15 protein-coding genes are annotated in these 16,094 nt (G+C 58.2%); 11 read left to right on the top strand and 4 right to left on the bottom strand.

The features are described 5' to 3' along the window. The coding region (locus tag PHP98_09715; GenBank protein MDD5483906.1) for a hypothetical protein at window positions 1-193 on the bottom strand (193 nt) is incomplete at its 3' end. 85 nt (window positions 194-278) lie between these two features. On the opposite strand from PHP98_09715, the gene nifJ reads away from it, so the two are divergent. Beyond that, window positions 279-3,881, top strand: coding sequence for a pyruvate:ferredoxin (flavodoxin) oxidoreductase (gene nifJ, locus PHP98_09710; protein ID MDD5483905.1), 3,603 nt, complete (start codon window positions 279-281; stop codon window positions 3,879-3,881). Between the two features lie 126 nt (window positions 3,882-4,007). On the opposite strand, the gene PHP98_09705 is transcribed toward nifJ, so the two are convergent. From PHP98_09705 to PHP98_09695, 3 genes are all read right to left on the bottom strand, one after another. Further along, the gene (locus PHP98_09705; protein ID MDD5483904.1) at window positions 4,008-5,492 is read right to left on the bottom strand and encodes a hypothetical protein; all 1,485 of its coding nucleotides are present in this window, start codon (window positions 5,490-5,492) and stop codon (window positions 4,008-4,010) included. A gap of 107 nt (window positions 5,493-5,599) precedes the next feature. Beyond that, window positions 5,600-7,087, bottom strand: a complete 1,488-nt coding sequence (locus PHP98_09700) for a trypsin-like peptidase domain-containing protein (protein ID MDD5483903.1) — start codon at window positions 7,085-7,087, stop codon at window positions 5,600-5,602. 46 nt (window positions 7,088-7,133) lie between these two features. Then, complete coding sequence (locus PHP98_09695; protein ID MDD5483902.1) at window positions 7,134-8,057, bottom strand: homocysteine S-methyltransferase family protein; 924 nt, start codon at window positions 8,055-8,057, stop codon at window positions 7,134-7,136. 191 nt (window positions 8,058-8,248) lie between these two features. Between PHP98_09695 and tatC the strand changes: the two genes are divergently transcribed. The 10 genes from tatC to PHP98_09645 all read left to right on the top strand — a co-directional run. Next, window positions 8,249-9,034 carry a twin-arginine translocase subunit TatC gene (gene tatC / locus PHP98_09690; GenBank protein ID MDD5483901.1) on the top strand — a complete coding sequence of 262 codons (786 nt, stop codon included), beginning with the start codon at window positions 8,249-8,251 and terminating at the stop codon, window positions 9,032-9,034. A gap of 51 nt (window positions 9,035-9,085) precedes the next feature. Further along, window positions 9,086-9,964, top strand: coding sequence for a hypothetical protein (locus tag PHP98_09685; protein ID MDD5483900.1), 879 nt, complete (start codon window positions 9,086-9,088; stop codon window positions 9,962-9,964). Next, a complete protein-coding gene (locus PHP98_09680; protein ID MDD5483899.1) occupies window positions 9,961-11,190 on the top strand; it encodes a glycosyltransferase family 2 protein in 1,230 nt (409 codons plus the stop codon). Before PHP98_09685 ends, PHP98_09680 begins: the two co-directional genes overlap by 4 nt. A gap of 9 nt (window positions 11,191-11,199) precedes the next feature. Continuing rightward, the gene (locus tag PHP98_09675) at window positions 11,200-12,162 is read left to right on the top strand and encodes a glycosyltransferase family 2 protein (GenBank protein ID MDD5483898.1); all 963 of its coding nucleotides are present in this window, start codon (window positions 11,200-11,202) and stop codon (window positions 12,160-12,162) included. After that, window positions 12,159-13,103 carry a glycosyltransferase family 2 protein gene (locus PHP98_09670; protein ID MDD5483897.1) on the top strand — a complete coding sequence of 315 codons (945 nt, stop codon included), beginning with the start codon at window positions 12,159-12,161 and terminating at the stop codon, window positions 13,101-13,103. The genes PHP98_09675 and PHP98_09670 overlap by 4 nt, the downstream gene beginning before the upstream one ends. Before the next feature lie 4 nt (window positions 13,104-13,107). Then, on the top strand, window positions 13,108-14,109 hold the full coding sequence (locus PHP98_09665; protein ID MDD5483896.1) for a glycosyltransferase family 2 protein: 1,002 nt from the start codon (window positions 13,108-13,110) through the stop codon (window positions 14,107-14,109). Beyond that, window positions 14,106-15,128, top strand: coding sequence for a glycosyltransferase (locus PHP98_09660; protein MDD5483895.1), 1,023 nt, complete (start codon window positions 14,106-14,108; stop codon window positions 15,126-15,128). The genes PHP98_09665 and PHP98_09660 overlap by 4 nt, the downstream gene beginning before the upstream one ends. 143 nt (window positions 15,129-15,271) lie before the next feature. Next, a complete protein-coding gene (locus tag PHP98_09655) occupies window positions 15,272-15,412 on the top strand; it encodes a hypothetical protein (protein MDD5483894.1) in 141 nt (46 codons plus the stop codon). Beyond that, on the top strand, window positions 15,413-15,811 hold the full coding sequence (locus PHP98_09650) for a DUF721 domain-containing protein (GenBank protein ID MDD5483893.1): 399 nt from the start codon (window positions 15,413-15,415) through the stop codon (window positions 15,809-15,811). It abuts the gene before it with no gap. A gap of 123 nt (window positions 15,812-15,934) precedes the next feature. Continuing rightward, the coding region (locus PHP98_09645; protein MDD5483892.1) for an LL-diaminopimelate aminotransferase at window positions 15,935-16,094 on the top strand (160 nt) is incomplete at its 3' end.

Here is a 16,094-nt window from a genome sequence, read left to right as displayed (position 1 = left end):
GGTCGCGCCCCGTGCGGGCGCGTGGATTGAAACTTTGGAGCACCCCCTGATGATTACCATGACCTTTCTTTTTGCTGAAGATTAAAAACACGACCTCAACGAATGCTTTTCCCTTCCGGGGTCTTTTATCTTGATTCAATGCCGGTCGAAAAAACAGGCGGCGGATTAACCTTGCCATCCGGTTGAAAATCATTTATTTTAAATTTTCTTTTTGATTGAGTTATTCATGGCGCTTTTATTTGCACGCAAAAGGTATTCACGAAAGGAGAGATTCCGACATGGCTGACAAGAAAATGATGGATGGCAACACCGCCGCGGCGACCGTGGCCTACAATGTGAACGAAATTTGCGCGATTTACCCGATCACGCCTTCTTCCAACATGGGAGAATTGGCCGACGAAATGAGCGCCAGCGGAAAGAAAAACATCTGGGGCAGCGTGCCGCAGGTCGTTGAACTGCAATCCGAGGGCGGCGCAAGCGGCACGGTGCACGGCTCCCTGACCGCCGGGGCGCTGGCCACAACTTTCACCGCTTCCCAGGGACTGCTCCTGATGATTCCAAACATGTTCAAGATCGCGGGAGAACTTACCTCAACCGTCTTCCACGTAACGGCCCGTTCCATTGCCTGCCAGGCTCTCTCAATTTTCGGCGACCACTCTGATGTCATGGCGGCGCGCTCCACCGGGTTCGCTCTCCTTTCTTCCAACAGTATCCAGGAGGCCATGGACATGGCATTGATTGCCCAAGCCGCCACCCTGGAAGCGCGCGTGCCCTTCGTGCATTTCTTTGACGGATTCCGCACTTCACACGAGATACAGAAAATTGAGGAAATCAGCCGCGAAACCATGCGCGCCATGATCAACGACGAACTCGTGCTCGCCCACCGTCAACGCGGCCTCTCGCCCGACCGGCCATCCCTGCGCGGTACTTCCCAGAATCCGGATGTTTATTTTCAGGGGCGGGAAACGGTCAATCCTTATTACCTGGCGACCCCGGCAATCGTCCAGCGGCAGATGGATAAATTCGCCAAGCTGACCGGCCGGCAGTACAAATTGTTTGATTATGTCGGAACGCCCGACGCCGAAAAGGTGATTGTCATGATGGGCTCCGGCGCCGAAACCGCGCACGAAACGGTCAACGACCTGGCCGCCAAGGGCAAAAAGGTGGGCTTGCTTAAAGTGCGCCTGTTCCGCCCGTTTGACGTCAAGGCGTTTATCGCCGCGCTGCCGCCGACCGTCAAGGCAATTGCCGTCCTTGACCGCACCAAGGAGCCGGGCGCCATCGGCGAGCCGCTTTACCTGGATGTCCGCACCGCCATCGGCGAGGCGATGAGTGAAAAAATGATGGCGACCCGCCGTTACCCCCTCATCCGGGGCGGCCGCTATGGGCTCGGCTCAAAGGATTTTACCCCGGACTGCGTCAAGGCGGTGTTTGATAATTTATCGCGGAAAGGCATAAATCATTTCACGGTCGGCATCAACGATGATGTCGCCAAAACCAGCCTGAAGGTTGACAGGCGCTTCAAAGTTGTCCATTCCGGCCGGATTGAATGCAAGTTTTACGGCCTGGGCTCCGACGGCACGGTCGGCGCCAACAAGAACTCCATCAAAATAATCGGCGAGGAAACCGATAATTTCGCCCAGGGGTATTTTGAATACGACTCCAAGAAAGCCGGCGCCGTTACCATTTCGCACCTGCGTTTCGGCCCCACGCCCATTCAAAGCCCTTATCTCTGCACCCAGGCCGATTTCGTGGCCTGCCACCAGTTCTCGTTCCTTGAAAAATACGACTTGCTCTCCGACGCCAAGGATGGCGCGGTGTTTCTTTTGAATGCGCCCTACGGCGCGGACGAGGTCTGGAACCGCATGCCAGATGAAATAGAGCGGCAGATCATCAAAAAGAAAATCAATTTTTACGTGATTGACGCCGTCAAACTGGCCAAAGAAATAAACCTCGGCTCGCGGATCAACACGATTATGCAGGCCTGTTTTTTCCAGATTGCCGGAGTCCTGCCGCCGGACAAGGCCATTGCCGCGATGAAAAACGCCATCCGCAAAACCTACGGCCGCAAGGGCGAGGAAGTTGTGCAGATGAATTTCAAGGCGGTTGATTCGGCCGTGGCCGCGCTCCAGAAGGTCAATGTGCCGGCAAAGCCGGCCCGCAAGTTGAAAATGCCGCCGGCCGTGGCCGAACATGCGCCGGATTTCGTCAAAAACGTAACCGCGGTTATCATGAGCAAGAAGGGGGACGAATTGCCCGTGAGCGCCATGCCCGCCGACGGCACCTGGCCGACCGGCACCACCAAGTATGAAAAACGCAATATCGCCATAGATATTCCCAAATGGGATGAGAAATTGTGCATTCAGTGCGGACAGTGCTCTCTGGTCTGCCCGCACGCCGCCATCCGCGTGAAGGTTTATGAATCCGCCTATTTGAAAGACGCGCCGGCAAACTTCAAATCCGCGGACTCCAAGGGCAAGGAATATGCCGGCATGAAATATACCGTCCAGATTGCGCCCGAGGATTGCACCGGCTGCGGGGTATGCGTTCAGAATTGTCCGGCGCGCGAGAGGGATGCCGCCACCAGGCAGGAGACCGGCCACCGCGCAATTGATATGACTCCGCAACTGCCGTTGCGCAAACAGGAGGCGGATAACTTCGCCTTCTTCATGAAAATTCCCGATATGGATGCGAAGTTGTATAATCGCGCAACCATCAAGGGCAGCCAGTTCGTGCGCGCCATGTTTGAATTTTCCGGCGCCTGCGCCGGCTGCGGCGAGACGCCTTACGTAAAGCTTCTGACCCAGCTCTTCGGCGACCGCGCCCTGATAGCCAACGCCACCGGTTGTTCTTCAATTTACGGCGGCAACCTGCCGACCACGCCCTATACCACGCGGGAAGACGGGCGCGGGCCGGCCTGGTCAAATTCGCTCTTTGAAGACAACGCCGAGTTCGGCTACGGCATGCGCCTGGCGGTTGATAAATTCAACGCTTACGCCCTGGAGCTGCTGGAGCAGGCCGCCGCCTGTCCTTCCTGCGGCGCAGTGAAACCGCTTATGGACGAAATCAGAAATGCCGACCAGACCACTCCGGCAGCCATTGAAGAGCAGCGCGGACGGTTGGAGCAATTGAAACGCCAGCTTGAAAAGTGCAATTCCGACGTCGCGCGCCAGCTTCGGTCCGTGGCAGATTACCTCGTCAAAAAGTCGGTCTGGATCGTCGGCGGCGACGGCTGGGCTTACGACATCGGTTACGGCGGACTTGACCATGTCCTTGCTTCTGGGCGGAACGTCAATGTGCTCGTGCTTGACACGGAAGTCTATTCAAACACCGGCGGTCAGGCCTCCAAAGCGACGCCGATGGGCGCCGTGGCCCGGTTTGCCATGGCCGGAAAACCCCTGATGAAAAAAGACTTAGGGATGATCTGCATGAGCTACGGCAGCATTTATGTCGCTACGGTGGCCATGGGCGCCAATCCGAATCAGACCGTCCGGGCTTTTGCCGAGGCCGACGCCTACAACGGCCCTTCCATTATCATCGCCTATTCGCACTGCATCGCCCACGGCATAAACATGGCCACGGGCCTTTCGGCCCAGAAGGCCGCGGTGCAATCGGGGCATTTCCCGCTTTACCGGTATAATCCGGACCTGACCAGGGAGGGGAAAAACCCGCTGACGCTTGACAGCAAGCCGCCGGTCATGAAATACAGCGAAGCGGTCATGAAGGAAAACCGCTTCCGCGTCCTTTCCCAGACCTATCCGGATAACGCCAAGCGTCTGATGGCAGAAGCGGACAAACTGGTGGCGGCGCGCAACGACCTTTACCAGAAACTGGCCGGCCTGCCGCCCTGCTCGGACGAAATCAAGCCGGAACAGCCGTAAATATCAGAAATTCAGTAGTCAGAATTCGGGACAAAACACAGACGAACCGCGAACCCTGCTTCCAGGGAATGGTTTTTATTCTGACTACCGACTTCTGAGTTCTGACGATCTGGATGTGCGGTGCCTTTATTTTTCCGGGCGTTGATAACGCAGGCTCGGGATGCGGTAATTGGCCGCGATGCGTTTATTGGCTTCCGGCAGTTCCGTTTCGTCCAGCGCCAGGTCAACGCCATGCCCCATGAGCGACACCCGTCTCAATCCGCCGTCGCGGTCAACGGCGTTGAAGACGTCCGCCAAACAGCGGACCGGCCGGTTGTTGACGGCCGTTACGACTTCGTCGCGGTATTCGTGGTAGCCGATGTTGATCCGGTCCGGCAATACCCTTGAAAGGATAACGACGTGCTCGCCCGCCCGGGCGCTGAACTGCCAGGGATTAAAATAGTAATAAACCAGGCGGGGATTTGTCTGGATGATCCATTCAGCGCCGCCCGCGCACAAATAATCGCCGGTCAGTTCGCGCAGGATCAGGCCGCCTTCGGCCAGGTATTCGGCCCGGCCGCCGGTTGTGTTTTCCGGAATTGTCAGGAAGCGGTCATCTTTGTTTTGAAGCGGCAGCCGCACCGTTGTTTTTTCCCGGTTGCGGATGATTGTCAACGGAATGTTGTCGCCCGGGGCGTGCCGGCCGTTAATGATATTGGCAAAAAGCAGGCGGCCGAAATCAGGATCGTCATAATAGCCCATTTCGTCCAGTTTAAAACCGTCCATTTCAATGATTACGTCTTCGGCATGCAGAACGGCCGCGGCGCCCGACCCGGGGACGGCGCGCACAACCATGATGCCTTTTTTTTCTCCAGCGGCGCCGAGGTGTTCGCGCTTGACCGGATCAAGCAGCGGTTTCCATTCAAGGCCGGCCCAGGCCGTTCCGGGATACGGAGTCGCCCGCGCTCCGGCGATGAATTTCTTCAACGTCATGGCGGATAGCACCGTGCAGGTCTGCGTTTTTTTGTCGTAACCGGTTGTAATGCCGGCCAGCAAACGGTCTTCGCCGGGGAGGGGTTCGCCGAGAAAAACCGGCGTGCCGTCCTTTTCCACCGTGAAATCCGTCAGCACCGTGAAAACCAGGCCGCGCGGCGAGGCGCTGATTTCAATCACGCGCCCCGCGTCGCTTTGAAACTGCCCGCTCTCGTCCATTTTGACAATGGTGACCGGATCATTGCGGCGCACCTTGCCGGCGAGCGGCACCGCCTGAAAACGCGCCGCTTGTTTTTTATCCTTGATTTTCAGCAGAGCGGCGCCGATTTGCACGTCGGCCTCAATTTTTTCCGCTTCCAGCCTGGCGCCGGTTCCGGCCCGGCGGATTTCAATAAGATTGCCGTTGCGCGCGGCGTCCTCAACGGTAAGGAACAAACCGCCTTCCACAACCACCGCCAGGCTCTGGCGCACTTGCGGCTGTTTTTTTAACCAGGGAATTTTCGGATCAAATTCCTGGCAGACGGCGGTTACTTCCGTGATTGAGGCATCGTCCGGCGGCGAGGTGTTTTCAGCCGCAAAGGATGGCAGGGCGACCAGCAGGAAAAATAGCGCCGCCCGCTTTGCGGGACCCGCTTGCAACCGCAGCATTGCGCGCAGGGGCGCGGAGAACGCGGAGAAAAAGGGAAGCATTGGTTTTCTTGAAGAGAATAAATCTCTGCGTCTCTGGGGTAATATTTTTTTTTGTTTCACGGCGCGGTTGCCTTCCGCAGATAACAGGGGGCCGGAACGTTGTAACTGCGCAAAATTTCTTCATCCGCTTTTTGCGCTTTTGCCGCGTCCAGGATCAGCGCGTCGGGCGTTTCATTAAAACAGATCACGTGCCTGGCGCTTCCGCCCTCTGCGCCGCCGCGGCCGGAGGGCGCGCGGAAGGCGGAAGAGAGATCGCGCATTTGCCCGATTGGTTTTCCATTGATCGCGGCAACGGTCTTGTAAAGAAATCCTTGGTCATAGGTGTTGACCGGGTGGGGCAGCCGGTCGGCAAGGATCACGAACTGCACACGGTTTGAATAAAGCCCGTCGGTTTTGGCAAATTGCGAATAATAGAGCAGGTGCTGCGTATCGGGTTGATTTAGCCGCCGGCCGTTCTGGGAGAGCCAGTTAAGCGAGAGCGGAGCGAAGACCAGCCCGCCGCAAATGAAATATTCGGGGAGCCGGTCATACTCATAACGGTAAGCGAATGGATCAATGCTTTTCAGGAGCGGCACGGTTACGGACTTAGGTTCGCCATTACGCAATATTCCCAGTTCCACGGGCTGGCCGCATTGCTTGCGTTCAATCAGTTCGGCGTATTGCATGGTCTGGTTGTCAATGACGGCGGTGCCGTCGTCGGCGAGTGGATATCCGTCAACCGTCATGATGACGTCGCCGGTTTGGAGGAGGCCGAAGGCGCTGGCGAAAGGGTCGGTCATATTGATTACTGTTCCGCCGTTTTTTTGCTCCAGTTTCAGGTTGCGGCGCAAGGCGGGGTTCCGGGTTTCCATGGTCATGACGCCGAGCTCCGGATAACCGTCATAGACGCCGTCTTCAATATCATCCAGGAAATGCCGGATGACCGGCAGGGGGATTGCATAGCCGAGGTTTTGGCCGCCGGGTATGCCCTGAAAAGCGACGCCGACCACCCGGTCGCGGTAAAGCACCGGGCCGCCGCTGTTGCCGGGGTTGATGGCCGCATCCACCTGCATGGCAAGGTGCCAGTCCACCCGGCTGTGGGAGTAGGGGATGTAATCAATGCGCGAGACCACGCCCTTGGTGAGCGAGATGCGCTCTCCGCCCATGGGGTAGCCGAGGACGATTACCTCGTTGTTCAGGCCCGGCAGTTCCGTGCCGAGCGGCAGGGGGCGCGTGTCCTTGAAAAACGATTCGTCGGGCACGCTCAAAACGGCCAGGTCGCAGTCGTGGCCCGCGAACAGGACCGCGGCCTGGTATTTGCGCGGATCGCCTTCGCGCTGGACTTCGATAAAGCGCGTGTCGGAGACGACGTGGGCGTTGGTCAGGATTCTTTTCTTTCTGATAATCAAGCCCGATCCGCTTCCCGAGCGGAGCGCGCCCGGCTGCCAGGGCGTCCCGTAATCCTCGGATTGGACGGTAACGTATATTTTTACGATTGACGACTTGAAGTCCGGAGCGGCGCAACCGATTGCCGGGAAAAGGCAAAGAACGTTTATTATGAACATTGCCGGAAATAAAATGCTCTGTTTCATTGTCGCCCCCGGACGATATTCAACGACTGGATTTTTGCGCGGTTTCGCCTCCGGCCGGCTTGATAACCTGCACCGCCTTGGCAATGGCCCTGATGTGATCCGGCGTGGTGCCGCAACAGCCGCCGATAATGCCGGCCCCGGCCGCGACAATGGCCGGCACATGTTTGGCGGTCATTTCAGGGCTGTCCGGAAAAACAATTGTTCCGCCGCTGTTGACCGGAAGGCCGGCGTTGGCATGGACAAGGATCGGGGCGTTCGGCGCGGCTTTCCTGATCTCGCTTACGATGGGCGGCATCTGCTCAAAGCCGTTCCCGCAGTTCGCGCCGATGATGTTCGCGCCGGCTTTCAAGCAGGCCGCGGCCATTTCCGCGGGCGACACGCCCATCATTGTGCGGTATTCACCTTGCGCGGTTTTTTCAAAAGTAAAAGTGCAGATGATTTCCAGCGCGGTATTTTCCTTGACCGCCCGGATCGCCAGGCAGGCTTCGGAGATATCCGACATGGTCTCAATGCAGGCGGCGTCCGCCCCGCCTTTTTCCAGCGCCGCGGCCTGTTCGCGGAAGGAGTTCAGCATTTCCTCTTCGGCAACATCGCCCATGAGGAGCATTTTGCCGGTGGGGCCCATGGAAGCGATGACGTGCCTGTCCCGGCCGGCGGCTTCGCGCGAAATGGCCGCGGCCGCTTCGTTGATCTCGGCAGTCCTGCCTCCCAAGCCGAAAAAATCCAGCTTGAAGGAATTGCCGCCGAAACTGTTGGTTTTAACGAGAGCGGCGCCGGCGGCGACATAATCGCGGGCGATAGCCAGCACGTCGGCGCGATGGGTCAGACACCATAATTCGGGGCATTCGCCGGGTAACAGTCCTTTCTGCTGGAGCATTGTGCCCCAGGCGCCGTCGGAGACAAGAATTTTTCCCTCAGCGATTTTTTCCGTTATTCTTTTCATTGCCTGTCCTCCATGCCTTTTTCCACCAGCTTGTGAAAAAAACGTTTCCGGATGCAGGTTGCAGGATAACAGAGTTTGTTTGTTCTGTAAATCCACGCCTGGAAAAAAATTATCGCGGGGATCGGACGCGGCGGGTTTGCTATTGACGAGCGGGTCTCCGGTTGGATACATTCTTGAAAAGGCTTTTCGTTATGCCGCAGGAAAAACAGAACATTGAACGTGTTTTTGAACGGGACGAACCGAAACCCTTCCTGCAGCATCTTGAGGAACTGCGCCGCACAATCCTCTGGTCGCTCGCGGTGTTGATTCTCGCCATGCTCGTTGCCCTGCCGTTCGCTCCGGTCATTTTCAGGCTTTTGTGCGCGCCCCTCGCAAAAATAACGGCGCATCCGGAAATATTCCTGCGTTCGCTGGAGATCACCGGCGCTTTTGCCATAGTATTGCGCTTGCTTTTCTGGGGCGGCTTGATTTTAAGCGCACCGGTCATTCTCTTCCTGATCGGGGGATTCGTTTTCCCGGGTCTTACCGCTTCGGAGCGGAAAACAGTCCGTTTGGCGGGTGTTTTCGCCTTTTTCCTGTTCATGCTCGGCGTGGCGCTCGGCTATTTTCTCACCCTGCCGATCGCCTTGAAAGTGTTTTTTGCCCTGCACGGCTGGCTCGGCATTCAGGCCGAATGGACGGCCACCAGCTACACGACGTTTTGCATGCAACTGCTCCTGCTTTTTGGGCTTGCCTTTGAACTGCCGGTGGCGATCATGGTGCTGGGGTATTTCAACGTGGTGTCTTCGTCATTCCTGCGGTCAAAACGCCGGCATGCGGTCGTGGTCATCCTGATTCTGGCGATGATATTAACGCCCGGTCCGGACGTGTTTTCACAGCTTATTATGGCGCTTCCAATGTTTCTGCTCTATGAAATCTCGGTCTGGATTGTCCGGCTCTTTGAGCGGCGCGCGGCGCAAGGCGCGGAATCGGCATAAAATCATTGCCTTTTCGGGCGATAAAACTTAAAATGCGTCCATTGCCAGATTATGAATTTTTTAAAAAACAATCTCCGCTTTTATAACCTGCTTGCGGCGGCGCTTGTGTTTTGCGGCGGCGGAACAGCGCCGGCCGCGGTCGCCGTCCGCGATTTTTCCGGTTATCAGGTAATTCTGGATAAGAAACCTTTCGGGGAAGTGGCTCCTTCGGAAAACGCCCAGCCGCAGGCGGCGCTTGGCGACGTCGTTGCCAGGGATCTGGAAATGAAATCAATTGTGGACGACGGTTACGGCATCCGTATCGGTTTGTTTGACAAGAAAACCAACAAGAATTTTTCGCTTGGCGTGGGGGAAAGCCGCGAGGGCTTGCAATTGGTTTCGGTTGATTACGACAATGAGGAAGCCGTCATTAAAAAAGACAGCGAAACGGCTGTCTTGAAATTGCGGCCGAGCAAGGACAGTGCGCCGGACGCCGTTCCGGCTTCCGCTCCTGGTCTTATGAGCGCCGTTCCGTTCCAGCCGCCGGGCCAAGCTGCGTCCCCCCGCCGCCGGCCGTTTTTTTCCGACTTGGCGCGCAGGAAAGGCAGCCCCTTTCAGCCGCTGGGAACCAACGCCGTGCCTTTTATGTCCAGGCCGGCCACTTCGTTTTTCAAGGCCAGTACCGGGGCATTTCCGCAGGCTTCGTTCGGGCCTTTCCAGGTCCGCCAGAGCGGAGGCGCCCCCGTTCCTTTCCAGCCGATCGCTCCGGGCTCTTCCAACATGCCCAGTCCGTTTATACCGCTCGCGCCGGTTGCGGTTCCGTCCGGTTCCGCGGATCAGGTTGTGCCCGCGGAAAGCAAAGGCGCGACTATTGACCGTTTTCTCCAGGGGCCGGCCGCAATCCCGGCGCCTCCGGAAAACGAAATGCCCGTTGAAGAAATTGCACAATGAACATGACCAAAGCGGAAAGGCCGCCCCCCAGAACTGAGAATCCGCGCATCAACGGTATTTCCGTGGTGATCCCCTGTCTCAACGAGGAGGCCTCCATTGGCCGGGTCATTGAGATGGCCCGCAAAGGTATCGCCGCAACGGGACTGGCGGAAGAGATCATCGTGGTGGACAACTCCTCCACCGACCGCTCGGTCCAGATCGCCCGCGCGCACGGCGCGCGCGTTATTCCGGAAAAGCACCGCGGTTACGGGTCGGCCCTGCGCACCGGCTTCCGGAACGCCCGCCATGAGCTGATCGTCATGGGCGACGCCGATCTCACTTACGACTTTAGCGCCATTGCCGCGCTGGTCCGGCCGATCCTGGACGGCGCGGCCGATTTTGTCATCGGCAATCGCATGAAAAACATCCGGCCCGGCGCCATGCCCGGACTGCACCGCTATATCGGCAATCCGCTCCTGTCCTTCGCGCTGCGCGCCATGTTTCACAGCAATCTTGTCCATGACGCCCATTGCGGGCTGCGCGCCATCCGGAAAGACGCCTATCTGAAGCTGCGCTGTGTTACAACCGGCATGGAATTTGCCAGCGAAATGGTGGTGCGCGCCATCCGCTGCCGGTTGCGGATCGTTGAGCGCGATATTGTCTATCATCCGCGGAAAGGCCGGTCAAAACTGCATTCTTTTCGCGACGGCTGGCGCCATCTGCGTTTCATGATGCTGCACAGTCCCGCCGCCATGCTGCTTGTGCCGGGTGTTTTTTTCTGGATGCTGGGCCTTGTGATTTCATTGCCGCTGGTCTTCGGCCCGATCATCATCGGCGGCCGCGCCGTGGATATCCATTGCATGCTGATCGGCGGCGTGCTTAATATCCTGAGCATTCAAATCATCACCATCGGTCTTCTGGCCAAGGCTTACGGCCACCTTTCGGGTCTGCACCATGACCCGGTGATTGCCTGGTTTTACCGCTGGTTCACCTTTGAAAGGGCATGCGTGGTTTCCGCGGCGATAATTCTTCTCGGCGTATTGCTGACCCTGCGGGTGGTTCTGGACTGGATTTCCTCAGGTTTTGGCGTTCTCAACCAGCAGCGCTTGCTTTTTTTCGCGCTGGTCTGCCTGGTGAACGGCGTCCAGGTCGGGGCGGCCTCTTTTCTGTTCAGCATTATGGCCCTGCCGCGCCATATTGACCGCCTGCCGCCGGAAACTGAAGCCACCGGCATTACGGACACTTGAGAATTACAAGTGAAGACATCCGGGCAATATAGCGTTTCCATCGTCATCCCGGTAATGAACGCCGCAAAATTCCTGCCGCCGCTTTTCGCCGCGCTCGCGTCGCAAAAGCCGTCTCCCCCGGATGAAATCATCCTGGTTGACTCGTGTTCCACGGACGGCACACCGGCGGCGGCCGGCCAGTCGCCCGTCAACACGCGCGTCATTCCGATTAAAAATTTTTCGCATGGCGGCGCGCGCAACATGGGAGCCCGCGCCGCCCGGGGCGACATCGTCGTTCTGTTGACCCAGGATGCCCTGCCGCAAAACGACCGGTGGCTTTTCAATCTGCTGGCGCCTTTTTCCGACGGCGGGGTGGGGGCGGTGTTTTCGCGCCAAATCCCCAGGGAAGATGCGCCGCCGACGGAGCGTTTTTTTCTCCAGTATCATTTCCCGCCCGGCCGCGCGGCGCGTTACCTGCGGCCGCCGCAGGGCGTTCTGACTTTTCAGGACGTGTTTTTTTCCAATGTCAGCGCCGCCATCCGCCGGCCGCTCCTTATAAAACACCCGTTTGATGAAACCCTGATTATGAGCGAGGACCAGCAGTTTGCGCGGGATTTGCTCAATGCCGGGCTGGCGGTGGTTTATCAACCCGAATCAATCGCACTCCATTCCCACCGTTATTCGCTGGCCATGGCCTTCCGGCGTTATTTTGACAGCATTTACTCGCTGACGCTTATTTTTCCAATGCAAGACCTGCGGGTCAGCGCCGCCATGGGCCGCCGTTATTTGCGCCGTGAGTTCGCCTATATCCTGCGCCGGCACCCGCTCTATTTTCCCTATTACTGCCTCTATAACATGGCCAAAGCCGCCGGCGCTTTTCTCGGTCATTTCGGCGCGCGCCTTCCCCGCCGCCTGGCCCGCGCTTTAAGCTTGCATCGTTATTATTGGGACCGGCCGCCGGCCGCCGCATTTGTTCCGGAGAAAACGCCATGAAATGGGACGCGGTCATCATTAACTGGAACCAGGCCGCGGCGACCATCCGCTGTGTGAATTCGTTGCTTGCGTTTCGCCGCGCCCCTTCAACGGTATGGGTGGTTGACAACGCTTCAAACGACAGCCGCCGCGATTTGATCCCGCAATCCTGCCCGGTTGTTTCATATATTTACAACGAACGCAACCTTGGTTTCGCCGGCGGTAACAACGCGGCGTTGCGGAGAATAATATCGTCCGAATCGGAAGCCGTGCTGTTGCTGAATAACGACGCCGTCATTTCAGAACCTCACCTCGTGCAATTGCTCGCGGCGCTGGACGAGAACCCGCGCCTGGGCGTTGTCGGCCCTCTCCTTGAGGCGCGCCAGGGAAGCCGCCGGACAATTTCCGCCGGCGGACGGGATATTGCCCGGTTTCCGCAAACGCGCATTGTTTATCCGCCCGGCGGCCGCGCGGCAAGCCATGGCGCTTCCGTCTGTGTTGAAACCCCTGATGGCAGGCCGATGGACGCCAATTCACTCCGGGTGGCGGCTTACGTGCCCGGGACGGCGGTTGTCATCCGTACGAGTTTACTGCGAAGCGTAGGCTTGCTGGAAGAAGCCTATTTTTTCAGCGGGGAGATGGCCGATTTTTGCCGCCGGGCGCAATCGGCGGGTTGGACCTGCGCGATTTCCCCGCAGGCGCTTGCCCTGCATGCGCCCGCCGGGGGGAGACTGCGCGACACACTTTACCGGTATTACAATCTGCGCAACCGGTTCCTTTTCATTCGCCGCCATGAGCCGGCGCGCCGCCGTTTGTTCGGGTTTTGGCTTGGCTGCGGCGCCGCCATGGCGGCGCGCGCCATCCTCTGCGGCCGGCCGGCGGCGGCGCGCGCCGTCCTTCTGGCCTTGCGCGACGGCCTGGCAGGACGTTTCGGGAACCGGAATGATTTGTTCGGGGCTTGATTTTATGAATACTACACCACGCGTTACGGTTGTTATTCCCGTCTGGAACGGCGCGGATTGGCTGCCGGCCTGCCTGCGCGCCCTCGCGGCGCAGTCATTCCGCGACTTTCTGGTAATCATGGTTGACAACGGGTCGGTTGACAACAGCCGCGAACTGGCGCGCGCCTATCCGCGGGTCAGCGTAATAAAGTTTGAACGCAACCGCGGCTTTGCGGCCGCAGTCAATGCCGGCATCCGCCAATGCTCTTCCGAATACGTCGTTTTGCTCAACACGGACGCGCAGCCGCGTCCGGACTGGTTGCAACACCTGGTTCACGCCATGGATGCGGGCGGACCGGAGGTCGGCTGCCTGGCCTCCCGAATGCTCTCAATGGGCAATCCTGCCTTGGTTGATAATTGCGGCGACATCCTCTCGTGGCAGGGAGCCGCCGCCAAGCGGGGGCACGGTCAGCCGGCGGATTTCTTTGGCCGCAGCGAGGAGGTTTTTTCGGCCTGCGCCGGCGCCGCTCTCTACCGCCGCAGTTTGCTGGAAACTCTGGGCGGTTTTGACGAACGGTTTTTCGCCTATCTTGAAGATTTGGACCTTGGGTTGCGCGCCCGCATGAGAGGTTACCGATGTTTGTTCGTGCCGGAGGCGGAAGTTCTTCACCAGGGACACGGCAGCGGCATATCTTCGGCGCGTTACGTGCGTCTCGTGACCCGCAACCGGCTTTTATTGTTTTTAAAAAACGTGCCCGCGCGGCTTTTGTTGCGCCATGCGCTTTCATTGATTTACGGCCAGTGGTATTTCCTGGTTGCGTACCGGCGGCCGCTGGCGTCGCTTGCCGGCTATTGTTCGTTCCTGGCGTGCCTGCCCCATGTGTGCCGGGCGCGCCGCCGGACGTTGAAAAACATCGTTGTGCCGCTTGAGGCGCTTGACCGTTTGCTGGCAAAAAAAATGCCGGAGCCGCCCTTGCGGGAGCTGGCCTGGAACTGGCTGCGCCGGCCGAGAAAAAAAAAGAAATGAACATTCTCTATCACCTCAGTTCGCCATGGCCGCGCATTCCGGACACGGACGCGGTGTTTCAGGAGGCGGAGTTTCTGCGCCGGCGTTTCGGCGGCGGCATCCTCCAGCTCTATCCCCTGCGCCGTCCCAGCCGGATTTACCCGAAACAGCTTTACGGCCTTCACCGGATAGCGGCTTTGCGCCGGCTGGAAAAAACAACCGCCATTCATCATCTTTATTATGCCACGCTCTATCCCTTTCCCTGGCTGCGTTTTCTGCGGCGGCCGCTGGTTTATTCGGCGATTGCCGGAGCGGGCATTTTGCCCGGCGGCCGCCGGCCGGACTGGCTGAAACGCGTCCACACGCTGGTTACTTCCAACCCGCGCGATGCGGCGGTGTTCAAATCGTGGCCGGGGGCGCGTTACCGTCTGATCCGGCCGGGCATTGATACGGCGCGTTTCACGCACACGCCCTGTCCGCTGGAGCGGGAACTGACCCTGTTGGTCGGGTCGGCGCCATGGATTCGCCGCCAGTTCGCCGGGAAGGGGATTGATCTGCTTTTGCAACTGGCAGCATCCGGGGCGGTCCCGGTGCGCCTGGTGTTTTTGTGGCGCGGCTGGCTGGCCGATGAGTTAAAAACGCGCGTTGTCCGATACGGCTTGACGCCGCGGGTGGAGATCATCAATGAATGGATTGACGTGAACCGCGTTCTGGCGCGGGTGCACGCGACGGTCGTTCTGGCGGATTCGGAAAAGCTGGTCAAGGCTTTCCCGCATTCGCTGATGGAGTCGCTTGCGGCGGGAAAACCGGCGCTGGTTTCCGCCTGTATTCCCATGGCGGATTATGTGCGCGCAACACAATGCGGCGAGGTGGTTTCTGCTTTCACGCAGGAAGCCCTCCAAACTGCGGCGCTGAATCTGATGCGGAATTACGCCGGGCGGCGGGCGGCGGCCTTGGCGCGCGGACGCGTGGATTTCGCGCTTGAGCCCATGCTCTCCGCCTATGGCGAGGTGTATGCCGAAGCCGGCCGGACCGCCTGACCAGGATATATCAGTCATTATCGCGCCGGCCGAAACCGGCCGGAAAATACAAATCTGATTCTGCTTGTATTGGATGTTTTTTTCAGGTAGTAACTTTCGTGAAAGTAGCGTCCGTAAAAAATGCGGGATGAGGAGGGGGCAACATGGATCAAAGCATGTTGAAAAATGCGTTGCAGGTCTTTCCGGAAAAATCCGTCCTGCGGTTTGGGCTGGCCGCCGGCGGGAATGTTTCCATTAAAAAAACCGACAAACAACCGCCGGTAAAATCAGGGGCCGCGAAATAAATGGCCGCGGCCCGCAAATCCGACCGGAGCAAATGGATGCTGGCGCGGGAACGGTTAAGATTAACCGATTCTAAACCGCCGCCGGCCGAGCCTGATTTATCCCTGCGCCCGGCCATTGCGCAGATCTTTGCCAGGCTGGATGCCCAGTCCGGTTCGGTTATGAGCGGGATTCAGGCAAAATGGAATGTTATCGCGGGAGAACGCATCGCGGCTCACGCCCGGCCCGACCGGTTGCATGAGAACGTTCTGTATGTCGCGGTTGACAGTTCCGCCTGGCTGGCGGAAATCAAACGTTTCCACGCGGACTTTCTCCTGCAAAAAATACAGGATGAAATCGGCCGCGGAGCGGTCAAGAATATCCGGTTCCTGGTGGACCCGCCGCGGCCCGACCGCTGTTAGAAACGCCCCTGACCTTGGAGAATCGGGGTCAAATCTGAATGGCGATAAGTTAAGCAGGGTTTCCCACGTCTTGCGCAAACCGCCTTTTTATGATAAGCATTGTTTCCAGAAAGGATTTTAACCATGGATATTCAACAGCTTTTTGCCGAAAGAATAGGCGGGGCCGCGTTCGGGCTTTCCGCGCAAATCTATAAATTTGAAAAAATAAAGCGCGCCAAGGCGGCCGCGCGCAAGGAACATCCGGATGTTGAACTGCTGGATTTCGGGGTGGGGGAACCCGATC

It is taken from the genome of Kiritimatiellia bacterium, assembly GCA_028715905.1.
Lineage (GTDB): Bacteria > Verrucomicrobiota > Kiritimatiellia > JAAZAB01 > JAAZAB01 > JAQUQV01.
The sequence above is the reverse complement of the archived record's forward strand: the minus strand, read 5'-3'. Positions and strand labels throughout refer to the sequence as shown.